Source organism: Alteromonas sp. KUL106 (genome assembly GCF_009811415.1).
Taxonomy (GTDB): Bacteria; Pseudomonadota; Gammaproteobacteria; order Enterobacterales; family Alteromonadaceae; genus Alteromonas.
The window spans coordinates 1-12,380 of the sequence record NZ_BLIG01000029.1; the positions used below are offsets into that span (position 1 = coordinate 1).

General features: G+C 47.2%; 8 protein-coding genes and 1 pseudogene. 3 read left to right on the top strand and 6 right to left on the bottom strand.

The features are described 5' to 3' along the window. From GVO63_RS11160 to GVO63_RS11175, 4 genes and pseudogenes are all read right to left on the bottom strand, one after another. Positions 1–328, bottom strand: a pseudogene (locus GVO63_RS11160) (hypothetical protein); the annotation flags it as partial. Further along, positions 328–1,716, bottom strand: coding sequence for a YcjX family protein (locus GVO63_RS11165; protein WP_159579894.1), 1,389 nt, complete (start codon positions 1,714–1,716; stop codon positions 328–330). The gene GVO63_RS11165 and the pseudogene GVO63_RS11160, both read right to left, overlap by 1 nt. Before the next feature lie 216 nt (positions 1,717–1,932). Further along, positions 1,933–2,694 carry an MBL fold metallo-hydrolase gene (locus GVO63_RS11170; RefSeq protein WP_159579896.1) on the bottom strand — a complete coding sequence of 254 codons (762 nt, stop codon included), beginning with the start codon at positions 2,692–2,694 and terminating at the stop codon, positions 1,933–1,935. Between the two features lie 221 nt (positions 2,695–2,915). Next, the gene (locus tag GVO63_RS11175) at positions 2,916–3,839 is read right to left on the bottom strand and encodes a LysR family transcriptional regulator (RefSeq protein WP_159492082.1); all 924 of its coding nucleotides are present in this window, start codon (positions 3,837–3,839) and stop codon (positions 2,916–2,918) included. A 213-nt stretch (positions 3,840–4,052) separates the two neighbouring features. On the opposite strand from GVO63_RS11175, the gene GVO63_RS11180 reads away from it, so the two are divergent. Next, positions 4,053–5,273, top strand: coding sequence for an acyl-CoA dehydrogenase family protein (locus tag GVO63_RS11180; RefSeq protein WP_159579898.1), 1,221 nt, complete (start codon positions 4,053–4,055; stop codon positions 5,271–5,273). A 63-nt stretch (positions 5,274–5,336) separates the two neighbouring features. Here the strand turns inward: GVO63_RS11180 and GVO63_RS11185 are convergent, their stop codons facing one another. Both GVO63_RS11185 and GVO63_RS11190 read right to left on the bottom strand, forming a co-directional pair. Further along, positions 5,337–8,063: a TonB-dependent siderophore receptor gene (locus GVO63_RS11185; RefSeq protein ID WP_236552126.1), complete on the bottom strand. Its 2,727-nt coding sequence runs from the start codon at positions 8,061–8,063 to the stop codon at positions 5,337–5,339. A 279-nt stretch (positions 8,064–8,342) separates the two neighbouring features. Then, positions 8,343–10,064 (bottom strand): amidohydrolase, encoded by a 1,722-nt coding sequence (locus tag GVO63_RS11190; RefSeq protein WP_236552127.1) that lies wholly within the window; start codon positions 10,062–10,064, stop codon positions 8,343–8,345. Between the two features lie 390 nt (positions 10,065–10,454). Between GVO63_RS11190 and GVO63_RS11195 the strand changes: the two genes are divergently transcribed. Further along, entirely contained in the window at positions 10,455–10,991 is a 537-nt protein-coding gene (locus GVO63_RS11195; protein ID WP_159508745.1) for a heme NO-binding domain-containing protein, read from the top strand. An 8-nt stretch (positions 10,992–10,999) separates the two neighbouring features. Further along, positions 11,000–12,262, top strand: coding sequence for a sensor histidine kinase (locus tag GVO63_RS11200; protein ID WP_159579900.1), 1,263 nt, complete (start codon positions 11,000–11,002; stop codon positions 12,260–12,262). Positions 12,263–12,380 lie beyond the last annotated feature (118 nt).

Sequence of the window (12,380 nt, forward strand, 5' to 3'; positions counted from 1 at the left end):
CTAAGGTTGCGGCGCCTAACGACAGGCCACTTTTATTCGCATCCACTTCCCATACATCTTCAGTAACTTGCTGCGGAAGCTTAGTTTCAGGCTGTGCGATGTCTAAGGTTTGTGTTTTAACTTTGGTTTTATAACGCGGCTTATTAGCCGTGTTGCCCTCACTCTCATTAGGCAATTTACCGTGTTCAGTTGCCTCGCTATGCTGTTCATTCTCTTCAGCATGGGGGCTGTACTGTGAATCATCACTTCCATAAAGCGCATCGCTTCTTAGCGTAGGCGGCCTCATCGGCTCTGGGCTTTCATCAAATTTATAAGGTTTATCGCTCATTATTGCTCCTCTTTGCCCAGTAAAAACTGAAGCAACCTGTCTACACCCTTACCCGCTAAAATGCGCGCTTTAAAATCGCTAGGCACACTCACATTAGGCACGGGAAAATGACTCCCCTCTTCCATCTCTTTCAGTGTGCTGGGTAAAGCTTCAAATGTAGATTCAACATAGCGGCCATCGGCGTCCTTGTAGCGAATGGCATCTTCATTACTGCCATCATCGGTGACTTGCATACTAGACACTAAAAAATGTTCAAATTGAATAGGTTTCCCGTCGAACCGGGCTCTGGCCCCTTCGGTGATTTGGGTAAGTAAACTCAGTAAGTTAGCGCGCTGACTGACCGGCACAAGATCAGACTTTGTGGCCACAAATGCCACTTTACCTATTTGTTCTTTTTTAAGCACATTACGTGAAAACCACGAGCTTTGCCCGTACACAAAGGTATCGGCCAGATGACTCAGGGTTTCCTTCAGCTGATATAAATGCTGTCTGCTGTGATTAAGCCCCTCAAACAAATCGACCAGAATAATTTGCTTGTCGGTTTCTTTGAAAATGGACTGTTTGAGCGGTGTTAACCACCCACGTTGAAACTTCGCAAAGTGCTTATCGAATATTTTAAACCACGGGTGCGACACATCGCTGGTAATGCTTGACGGCAATGGCGTAAAGCCAAAAGCCTGCCAATCAAAATCGCTCGATTCCAACAGAAAACTGCCCGGCTGAAGTAGCGATATACCGTTCGATTTGGCGTCTACCAAGTAATCGCGGTAGGCGTTAACTAACAGCTGTATGCGCTGCTCTGTTGGCTCTTGCTCGAAATCGAACTGATTGACGAACGCTTTCCACTGATTGGCAAAATACTGCTGCGGCCCACTGCTAAGCTGCGCCCACGCTGAGTCTGACCAATGGGCATAGGTTTTACTGAGCATGGGGATGTCGGTCACCCATTCGCCTGGGTAATCAATAAACTCGAACACCACATCGTTATGCGGCAGGACATGACGCTTAAGTGAAGCCGTTTCTTTTAAACGCACTACCAGTTTAAAACCAAATGCCTCTTCGGTGGCTTTAGGCCACTGCCCGTTTTCAAGATCAGCAATGTTTTGCAGGTGCGGAAAAGGTTTGTAGCCTTCAATGGGCTCTATACGCATGTCGAGCACGTGAGAAGGCGGTAAATAACGCAGCAGAGGCAAACACGCATAGCCCTCTTCACTGCGGCTTTTCAGCATAGTGATAAGGCTGGTAAACAGCATTGATTTACCGCTTCGACTCAGACCGGTAATGGTGAATCGGTGCGTTTCTTTGTTAAACACACTGCTAAGTTTGTCGCCAGTTAGCGACGCCATTGCGCGAGTCTTGTCAAAAAGCGTGGCGATATTCTTTTGCATTATTTTTTGATTTTCTGCCTTTGCAGCTCCAATACTTGTGAACCTATTCTCTTTAACCTATACCCGCTAAAAAGCGTGCCGCGAGGGCGGCTCTATATCCACTGCCCCCACTTTATTATAGCGACAGCACTGTAAGAGTAATGCGGCTTTAAAAGAAGAAAAGCAAGGGCGATGCCATCTAAATGCGCTGCACTGCAGAAAAGCAGTGTAGCCGGTTTAGTGTTCGCGCGTTTGGTTAAAGAGCTTTTTCTTTATGCGGTTTTTACTGGAATGCCAGTGATTCTTGGGCTTGCGTGGGGCATTTTCGATCACGTGTTCAAAATCGATATCCGATTTTTTTGTCGGCGGCACATGCGCGCAAAAGAATGTATCAATTTGTGACTGAGCCAGCCTGTCTAAGCTATCTCGATATTGGTTTGGGTGGCATAAGGGATACGGGGGCACTAACTCGCCTTTAACCTGCACCAATACATCAGCAATATAGGCCTGCTGGGTGGGAAGGTGCGCAAGCGTTAAATCGTGGTCCGTGTGACCCGGTGTGTAAATCACTTGCCAATCTGGAAAACCGGGTAATCGCTGGTTATCGGCAAGCGTTATATCTGGCGCTAAGATAGGGTTGTACCAAATAGGCATTCTTGGCTTACCAATACGATTGGCTACCCACCATGTGAGCCATAAATCGATAACGTGGGCCGCGCGCCCAGCAAGACCCGCATACCAGTTGATAGCTTTAGGGTGGGAAGCCACCTGTGCACCGGTTCGCTTGCGCAATTTAATCGCGCCGCCGGCGTGATCGGGGTGCATATGTGTAACCACAATAAGCTTTAAGTCTGTAAGCGGGCGAGATAGTGTCTGCGTTATATATTGGCACACCTTATCAACGTCAGCGCGACTGCAGCCATCAAGCAATAGCAACCCTTTGCTGTCTTCAACAAGATAAATGTGCTGTATGTAGCCAGCTAATGTGTGAATCTTCATCACTGCTTCCTTTTCACTCGCGTCCGCGCCACTTGCCAACTCATACTGCCTAGTAAGCCTAAGCATCGAATTCTGCCAACCCTCTTTTATTGACGCGCTGCTCTTCACGCCTTTTACTGCAAGCGTCGCCTGTTATCTCATCACGTTTAGTCAAAGCAAGAGTTTGATACCGCTCAAACAGATACCGCCAAAAACGCCGACAGGCTAAATCCTATCAGAACCTATCTGGTATGACCAGATTCAGCGAACAAGTGTAGCATTAAATCGCGCAGCCACATTAACCCAGGTTCGCCTTCCTGTTGGCTATGCCAGTAAAGGTGCGTTTCCAATGCAGGCAGTTGAAAAGGCAATTTGGTGCTTATCAGATTTACGTCATTCACTGCATCGGCGACCGAACCAGGCAATGTCAGTAGTGCATCGGTATTGGCCACCACATCCGCAGCAGCACGATAGTTCTGGCAGCGCCACAAAGAAGGCCGGCTAACGCCTAGCTGTTGCAGCGCAATTTCTTCCACCGACGCCCCTTTTGCGCGATTAGACACCGTAATATGCCGTGCCGCCACGTATTTTTTCTTATCTAAACTCTGTGCCAAGGGGTTTTGCTTATTCATAAGCACCTTGTAGGTATCACGACGCAACAGCGAGTGAGAAATAGGCGCAGATATCGCACGGCCAATATCGATAACTAGGTGTAAATTTCGATTGGTCAAATCAGCCAGCATAGTATCGCGATGTAAGCGAGTACTTACTATTTCAATATTGGGGGCTTGCTTTTCAAGGGTTGAAAGCAGTACGGGCAAAACGCCTAACTCTAGCGACTCTTGCATAGCAACAACAAATCGCTGATGGCTGTGAAGCGGGTCGAAATCGGCAAACTCTCCGAGTGCTTTTCGAATGTCGCCCAAGGCTTTTAGAATAGCGGGCGCTAAGCGTTCGCAGGCAGCCGTTGGCAGCATGCTTTGCTTTTCTTTTACAAAAAGCGGGTCGCCCAAGATATCTCGGAATCGGCGCATAGCATGGCTAACGGCAGAGGGCGTAATGTGCAGCACCTCGGCTACGCGCGTCATGTTTCGATGCTGCCAAAGCGCTTCAAAAACCTTAAGCAGGTTTAGATCTAACTTCTCAAATTGTCTGCTTTCCAGCATCGCCAAAACCATGAACAAAATTCACACCATTTAAGGATTATATTTCATTTCATTCACTAAGCAACTTTCTCTAGTATGGAATCAACGAAGAGAATTGCACGCCCTCGACACCACACCATACATTTTGCCTTGCGGTGCTCGATGGCGTAATACGAAGCACAAATACTCGATATTTAACGATTACAAACTAAACGAACCGTAAAAAGGTGCCCTATGGATTTTTCACATAACGACAAAACCAAAGCCTTATTAGAAAAGCTCGATAACTTTATAGCCGAGCATATAGCGCCAATTGAAAATGAAGTTTACGACTTTCATCATAAAGAAAATAATCACGGCGACTGGAAAAACTGGAAGCTTCACCCAGGCACAGAAGCGCTTAAAGCCAAAGCGCGTGAAGCGGGCTTAGCAAATTTGTTTTTACCCGATGCTGAGCTAGGCAAGGGTCTTACCACACTAGAATATGCGCCAATGGCTGAGCGCATGGGTAAATACTTGTTTGCGCCTGAAATATTTAACTGTAATGCACCTGATACGGGCAACATGGAAGTGCTGTATCACTTTGGTAGCGAAGGTCAAAAAGAGAAGTGGCTTAAACCATTACTCGCCGGTGAAATACGTTCCGTATTTGGTATGACAGAACCTGATGTTGCATCGTCTGATGCGACCAATATGGCCGCAACCATCATTGAAGATGGTGACGACGTGGTCATTAACGGCAAGAAGTGGTGGTCGACAGGCTTAGGCCACCCTAACGCGGCATTCACGATATTCATGGGTTTATCGAACCCAGAGAATGACAAGCACAGCCGCCACAGTATGGTGATAGTGCCGCTGGACACACCGGGAATTACCATTAAGCGTATGCTAGATGCTTACGGTGATTATGATGCACCATACGGCCATGGCGAAATGCACTTCGAAAATGTACGCGTTAGCAAAGACAACCTTATTATGGGGTTGGGCAAAGGGTTTGCGATAGCACAAGGTCGCTTAGGCCCTGGCCGCATTCACCACTGCATGCGCGCTATCGGTATGGCAGAAAAAGCATTAGAGCTTGCGCTTAAACGCGGACACGAACGGGTTGCTTTTGGTAAGCCAATTATCCGATTAGGGGGCAACTTGGAACGCGTGGCCGACGCTCGCATGGCAATAGAGCAAGCGCGTTTACTGACCCTTCACGCGGCATGGAAAATTGACAACTTAGGCGTTAAACACGCGATGACAGAGATCTCTGCCATTAAAGTGGTCGTGCCAAACATGCTACAAAACGTGGTAGATATGGCCCTACAACTTCACGGTGGCGCAGGTATGTGTAGTGACTTCCCACTAGCCCGTTTTGCCGCAGGCGCAAGAGCCCTTCGCCTAGCTGACGGCCCTGACGAAGTACACAAAGGTATGGTGTCTCGTCTAGAGCTTAAAAAATACCAATAAAAAAATGCCGCTTCTTGTCACAAGAAGCGGCATTTAATTTTGTTTATAAACTAGCGAGCTAGCTTAGTAAGTATAGCGTGCCTGCACGTACCACATACCACCGTTGAAACCAAACGGGCTAGCTTCTGAGTAAAGCTGACCTAAGCTGCCTGCGCTTGGGTTTTCTTCTGGATATTCGTCGAACAGGTTGTTCACACCAATAACAAGATCTAGGTTTTCACTGTACGAGTACTTGGCTTCTACGTCGATCAAGACAGCCGCATCAATACCGTTTACACCGTTGCCCGTGTCGTCCCAACCACCGTAGTAGTTAGCGCGAACTAAAGTGCGAAGTGCGCCTTGCGTGTGTGTCCATGAAATATTACCGCGAAGGTTTGGCAGTAAATCTTCAATAGCAGCAACACGGCCTGCACCAATTGGGTTAAGTGTACCTACATCGTCCACTTCGGTTTCGTTGTAGTTAGCCGCTAGCGTAATACGTGAATTACCTTCCCATAAATCGAAGCTGTAGTTACCTACAATGTCGATACCGCGAGTAGTGGTATCGAAGCTGTTCGAGAAGAAGCGGAACTGCGACAAGTCGTCTAAACCGATAAAGTCTGAACGATTGATAATACCCGATGCATCAAGCTCGGTAAGCGCTTCTGACACCGTTGCGTAGTTAGTACCGCCACCAGCGAAGTTAAGCGCATCTAGGAAGTTTACGTTAGCACCAAGTGCCACGCGATTTTCCATTTCAATGTTGTAGAAGTCGATAGTCCAGCTCATATCTGCGATATCAATTGACGCACCAAATGAGAAGTTAACCGCTTCTTCAGGGCCTAAGTCTGGACGACCGTTACCTTGGCTTTCGATGAAGTCAGCTGCTAGTTGCCCTGCTGCCGACGACAGTGGCAATGTACCTTGGTCAATCAGTACGCCATTCACGTTTTGCGTGGTAACGTTAGTGATACTTGCCTGACCCGCTGTTGGCGCGTGGAAGCCCGTTGAATATGCACCGCGTAAACGGAAGTCATCAGTTACGTGGAAAATACCCGCAATTTTAAAGTCGGTTGTATCGCCAAACTCGCTAAAATCTTCACGACGCACAGCCGCTTGTAGCGTTAGTTGCTCAGTTACATCAGCTTCTAAATCGATATAGACCGCTGTACTGTCTTGCGAAGCACTGGTATCGCGAGGGAAACCCCCAAAACCGTTAGAGCTTGATGAGAAGCCTTGGCTTGCTAGTGGACCTAGCGCATAAGATGCTTCATCACCCGCAAATAAATCGAACTCTTCTTTGCGGTATTCAGCACCGAATGCCACGTTTAGATCAGACGCTAAGCCTACATCTACACCGTACACGAAGTTTAGGTTAACAAGTGTTTCGGTTTGCTCTTGGCCACCAGGGACAAAATCACGAGGGGTTGCTGGGCCCAAAGACGCGTTAATGGTGTTTTTAATGAAGAAATCAGTACGGTTTGAACCACGCTGTGCACTGAAGTCATAACCTAAACCGTTACCAACTTCTAAATCGCCGCGTACACCTACCGTAAATGCCATGTCTTCATTGTCGCCACCGAAGCGCGGCACGAAGCCTGTTGGAATAGTTTCTATGAATGAGAAACAGTTGTCATCAGCTTGAACCTGAGCAAGGAAAGATGGGTCAGGGAATACATTGCCTTGGCCACCAATTGGAATACCGTCGATACAGCTTCCACCTACACCTACGCCGTCTAGGTCACCAACAAGCACTGAGTGAACGCCGTTTGGATCTTCTAAGCCCGTTAGAGGGTCAACCAACGGACCGGCGTATACGCCACCACGCTGACTGCCTTCAGTAACTGGGTTACGATAGAAGAAACCACCGGTAACCGTACGTTTGCCGTAGTTACCAAACAAGTAAAGCTCTGCTTTATCGTTTAGCTCGTACGCAGAGTTGATGAACAGTTTGTAGTCGTCTTCAACATCTGGTTGGCCCCAATACTGCGGCACTTCATTGGTGTACGTGTTAATGGTAGAGAAATCAGACTGGGTTAGGTAGCCCGCATCAACCATACCCTGCACGTCGTTTCGTACTACCGAGCGTACGGTACCTTCAACGTCGCGAAGTTCACCGGTGATGTTTAAGAAGCCGTCTGCGCCAAGCGAGAAACCTGCGTTAGCAGAGATGGTGTAGTTATCGCCATCGCCTTCATAGGTAGAACCGTAGTTAGCGCGGAACTCAAAACCCTCGTCGTCATCGCGAAGCAAGAAGTTAAGCACACCGGCGATAGCGTCTGAACCGTACTGAGACGACGCACCGTCACGCAATACTTCTACCTGTTTAAGTGCAAGTGATGGAATTGCTGAAATATCAACACCCTGTGCACCATCAGAAATACCACCACCTAGGAAAGAGATGATTGAGCCACGGTGACGACGCTTGCCGTTTACCAAAACTAACACGTTATCTGGCGATAGGCCGCGCATGTTAGCCGGGCGTACAATGGTAGCCGCATCACTGATTGGCTGGGTGTTTACATCGAACGACGGTACGTTGGTACGTAACATGTCTTGCACGTCGCTTGACGAGTTCTGGCGGAACTCTTCACCAGTAATCACGTCTACCGGAACAGGTGAATCTGCCGCTGAGCGGTTGCTCATACGCGTACCGGTTACGATGATATTTTCAAAATCTTCTGCTTTTTCCTCTGCTTCCTGTGCTAGAGCAGGCGCTGACATTGCCGCAAAAAACGGTAATGAGCTGGCGATTATGGCCGAGGTTATTCGATTAAGTTTTTTTCCACTAGGGAAGTTACCTTGATCCAATGTGTTTCTCCTTCAAGACTTGTAGTTTCTAAGTTTTTAAATGTTTTTATTATTGGCGTGGGTAACACCTACCAGCAGTTGTTAAAAAAATGTATGACAACCAAACTAATAAGCATTACTAAATTAGAATAGAATAACTAAAAAATAAACATCAACGAGATAAATATCACTCATTAAGTAATATTTATATTAGCCTTTAGGATAAAGGCACTTATGAAGGATTGGATGTGATGGGCATAGCGCCACACAAACGGGTGTGTAGCGCCCATAAAGCATTAATTAATGATTTGTAAGGTTCTCAAAAACCACGTTGCCATTCACTACCGTCATTACCACGTTAGCGTTCAAAATCTCGCTGGGTTCTGCGGTCATAAAGTTAGTGTCGAAAACGGAAAAGTCGGCGTATTTACCTACTTCGATAGAGCCTGCGTCCTCTTCTTGAAACGATGCGTAGGCAGGCCAAAGGGTAAACATGCGAAGCGCGTCTTCCCGAGATAGCGATAGCTCTGGGTGCCAGCCTTTGTCTTGCGTACCGTCTAACCTGCTGCGGGTAATGGCAGCGTAAAATTCAATGCGCGGGTCGCCCACCTCAACAGGGGCATCCGAACCCCCCACTATTACTACGCCTTTGTCCACCAGCGATTTCCACGGGTAGGCGTACGCTAAACGGTTATATCCCAACCGGCTTGGCGCGAAGTTCAAATCGCCAATGGCATGACTAGGCTGCATCGATGCCACAATGTCCATTTTTGCAAGTCGGTCTTGCTGTTCTGGCGGAATAATTTGCGCATGCTCTAAACGCCAGCGTAAATCTTCAGTTTTCCACTTGGCTTTTGGCAGGGCATTCCAGGCCTCTTCGTACCAATTAAGCGTGGCATACAAGGCGCGATCGCCAATAACGTGGGTCATTACCTGAAACCCTTGTGTTAGTGCCTGCTCTAGCACCGGCATAAGCTCGGCCTTCGTGGTACGGTTCATAAATCCGCTATGATCGGCATCGCTATAGGGCGCTAAAAGTGCGGCGCCACGTGAGCCCAGTGTGCCGTCGATGAACACTTTTATCCCATTTAAGTAAAACAACCCGTCGGCCAAGGTTTCTTTACCGTTTTCAAACAGGTTGTTGGCTTCGCTTATGGGAATAGCAATATAAACCCGATGTAACATCTGGTTATCGCTCGCTAGGCTTTTGAGCTGCTGTACCTCTCGCCACTTCATACCCGCGTCGTGAGTAGCGGTCCACCCTTGCGACACATTCACTTGCATGCCGCGCGCTAAGTTGTCTTTAATGTATTGGTCTGACTCTGGCGGCAATATATCTCGAAAAAAATCCATTGCTGTGGCAAGCACATATCCGGTGGGCGTGCCATCATCATTGCGTTCAAACTTGCCGCCCTCAGGGTCGGGCGTATCCTTGGTAATACCAGCAAGCGCCAAAGCTTTTGAGTTAACCACCGCTGACACGCCGTCAGCGCGGGGCATGAACAAAGGCTTATTTTGAGTGAACGGGTCGAGGTCGGCAGCCGTTAAAAAACGCTGTTCATCTTGCCACTCTCGTTCTATCCAGCCTCGGCCTAATACCCATTCGCCTTCTGGCACGGTGTCAGCAAACGCCTTTATTTCTGCCACTGTGGCCTTTAACGTAGAAATGCCGAACAAACTCAACGTGCGCGTACGCTTACCTATGCCTTCTAAATGCTGATGGCTGTCGGTAAAGCCTGGAAACAGCGTGCTGCCTTTTAAATCGATATGCTTGGCTGCACCGCATTGCCATGGTGCCGCATCTTCTTTTGCGCCTACAAATGCGACACGCCCGTTTTTAACCGCAATAACGTCTGCCTGCCAATTTTTATCGTCTGCGGTATAAATAACGCCGTTATGAAACACCACATCAGAATTAATGCAGGGTTCAGAAGCTTGCGCCAAGCAAAAGTGAGATACACAAGCTGAGGTGGCAATTAAGCCTTTAAATAATGCGCGTGATAGCGCGGTTGAAAACATCATGTTCACCTACGTTATTATTCTTTGCTTTCTTCAGTAGACAAAAGCTAAATGCGGCCAGTTAAGTGAACCTGTGATTGCTAAACACATGTCATTTAAAGTCCATTTTTGGGGTATCAAAACACTAGCAACTGCCTTAATTTTAATCAAGACAGTTGTTTTATTGGGAAGAGATTAAGGATAACGGATGATTAATTATCAAGATTTTCAGCATCGCTGCGCGTTAAAACACGCGATCAAACATGCACGTTAGTGGGGGCACATACTTACTGCGAACAATATTAGCTAAACTATCAAAAAATATTCAAAAAAATGCACGTCTCTCTAGAAGTTTAACGACCCTGTGCTATGTTTTTCTCAAAAGCAGTGTAAAGGAGATGCCCCGTGTACGGCATGATAAACAAATTTATATCCACTACAGTGATTAATCGATACGGCCAATCGGCATGGGATGAAATAAAAGCATCCTTGGGTGATTACGAGTCTACTTTTCTGGAAGTACAACCGTATAGTGATGAGGTGACGTTTGGCATCGTAGGTGCGTCAGTTGAACATTTAAACGTCGATTTAGCTGTATTTCTTCGTCAAATGGGGGAAGACTGGGTAAAAGAAACGTCACAAGGCAGCTATAAAGACATGTACTCGCTGGTGTCGGGCGGTGCATTCGAATTTATTTCAAACCTAAACAACATGCATCAAGTCATTTCAGCACAGTTAGAAGCGCTTGTGCCTCCATCATTTCTGTGTGAAAAAAATGAAGACGGCAGCATTACGATCCACTATCACTCATCAAGAGAAGGTCTTGAGCCCTTCGTGGAAGGTTTATTGATGGGCGTGTGTAATCACTTCAATCAACCCGCTTCAATATCAACCGTTAAATTGCGAGACGAAAACAACCCGTTTAGCACTTTTCTTATCGACTTTAAGTAAGCTGGCTCGTGCAATCACAAACGTTTCAATTAGATTTAAATGACCAACTTAACATCGTTGATTTCAGTAAGGCGTTTAGCAAAGTGTGCCCTGAAATGACGGTGGACGCCCCGTTTTCAGACCTGTTCAAACTTGTTGCCCCCCAGTTACCGTTGAGCGCACAAATTATAAAAATGTTCAATGGGCAACTGATTACCCTTTGCCCCATAAGCAGCCCTTCTTTCGTGTTTGGCGGTGCATTTTACGAAGTAGAAAGCGGATATCGCTTTATGGGCTACCCACAGTTAACGAACATGGGCCAGTTGTCAAAAATGAACCTGTCGCTAAATGACTTTGTGCACCACGACCCCATCAACTTCTACATTGGCACACTTCAGTTGAAAGAGAGCATGTATCAGGAAATGATACAGCTCAATGACGATTTAAAAGCAAGCGCCAAGCACCTAAAACAATTGGTAGAGCAGCGTACGCAAGAGCTATTGCACTCGGAAAAAATGGCGTCGCTTGGTGTGCTGGCAGCCGGTGTAGCCCACGAAATCAATAACCCGATAGGTTTTTTGCTTAGTAACTTAAATACGCTGAAAAGTTACATGAGCGAAATTGCCCCCCTTCTTACGTCGCTCAGCAATATGTCAGACCAAGAGAAAGAGAAACTCGACACCCTGAGCAACATTGCGGTGAACTGGGACAACATTGATTTTATTTGCGACGATATTGGGCCTTTGATTGAACAGAGCATAGACGGCAGCAAGCGGGTAAGCAAAACCGTAGCAGGCTTAAAAAGCTTTGCCCACCCGTCTGACTCAACGCAAGAGATCATGTCGGTTCAGCAGGCTATCGATTTAACGTTATCACTCTTAAACAATGAATTGCGACACCACGTGACGCTGAATTATGAGCGGGGAGATGACGTGTATGTTCAAGGCAACTTAACCGAGCTCAGTCAGGTGTTTATCAACATTGTTATGAACGCAACGCAGGCGGTAGAAAAAGGCGGCGTTATTTCCATTAACACAGAAAAAGTAGATGGCTGGGTAAAAATACACATCGCCGACAATGGCTGTGGTATCTCGCCAGATCACTTATCAAAACTCTTTCAGCCTTTTTTCACAACGAAAGAAGTAGGAACCGGCACTGGGCTTGGCTTAGCCATAAGCCACGGCATTATTGAAACTCACAACGGCAGTATTTCCGTAAAGAGCAAGGAAGGCGTAGGCACCACATTTACGATAGCCCTGCCGCTTGCCGACAGCCAATCGATGGCTGGGTAATGAAAGGGCAATGTCTTGCTGACCTAAACAGTAAATATGTCGGCATGAAGATGGGCTGTATGGCGACATTGCGCCCGCCGCGCTTCGCTAAAACAAACAAGAGCACGACGGGCGAATG